Origin of the sequence: Stenotrophomonas acidaminiphila, assembly GCF_001431595.1 — a bacterium.
Classification (GTDB): domain Bacteria; phylum Pseudomonadota; class Gammaproteobacteria; order Xanthomonadales; family Xanthomonadaceae; genus Stenotrophomonas; species Stenotrophomonas acidaminiphila.
The window spans coordinates 1-976 of record NZ_LDJO01000105.1; the positions used below are offsets into that span (position 1 = coordinate 1).

Annotated in this window: 1 protein-coding gene and 1 pseudogene; both read right to left on the reverse strand. The window is 71.0% G+C overall.

The genetic code is table 11. The annotated features are described in order from the left end of the window. Positions 1–731, reverse strand: a 731-nt coding sequence (locus tag ABB33_RS17815) for a transaldolase family protein (protein ID WP_056932975.1), incomplete at its 3' end; no start/stop codon positions are given. A 13-nt stretch (positions 732–744) separates the two neighbouring features. Continuing rightward, positions 745–976: pseudogene (locus ABB33_RS18820) on the reverse strand (CoA transferase); the annotation flags it as partial.

The following is a 976-nucleotide window of genomic DNA, read 5'->3' on the forward strand; positions in this document are numbered from 1 at the left end:
ATGGTCAGGCGGTCGCAGCCGGCCAGCGCCTCGATCTGCGCGGTCGAGCGGAACGAGGCGCCCATCACCACCGTCGGCGAGCCGCGGCGCTTGAACTCGGCATACACGCCGCGCACGAACCTCACGCCCGGGTCCTCGTCGATGCTGGCCGGCGCCTGGCCGTGGGCCACGTACCAGTCCAGGATGCGGCCGACGAACGGCGAGATCAGGAACGCACCGGCCTCCGAACAGGCCAGCGCCTGGGTCGGGTTGAAGATCAGCGTCAGGTTGCAGTCGATGCCCTCGGCCTGCAGCACGCGGGTGGCTTCCACCCCGGCCCAGGTGGCGGCGATCTTGATCAGCACCTTGTCGCGCGGCACGCCGGCCGCTGCGTACATGGCGATGAACTGGCGCGCCTTGGCGATGGTCGCGGCGGTGTCGTGGGCCTGGTCGGCATCGACCTCGGTGGAGACGCGGCCCGGCACCAGTTCGGCCAGCATCGCGCCCACGCCGATGGTCAGGCGGTCGACCACGGCCTTGGCGACCTCGTTGCGGTCGCCGGCCTGGGCACGGCCCCATTGCAGCTCGCGTTCGATCAGCCCGGCGTACACCGGCAGGTCCAGCGCCTTGCGCACCAGCGTCGGGTTGGTGGTGCAGTCGACCGGGCGCAGGCGCTTGATGGCGTCGTAGTCGCCGGTATCGGCGACCACGACGGACAGTTCACGCAGCTGGGCGAGCTTGGATCGGGTCATTGCAGGTTCCAGGTCAGGGCGTGGCGCCGTCTTCGGCGACGCGGGCGAGGACCGAGGCGGTGTCCTGGTCGAATACCGGCGCGGCGAAGGGTTGCGGGCCCGGCGTGCGGCCGAAAACGATGGGACGGGTAATGCCGCGGTAGCTGCCCAGCACCGGGTGCGGCAGCGATGCGATCATCTCGCCGGCCTGCACCTCCGGGTGCCCGCACCTGTCCCAGACGTTGACCGCTGCCGCCAACCGCCCG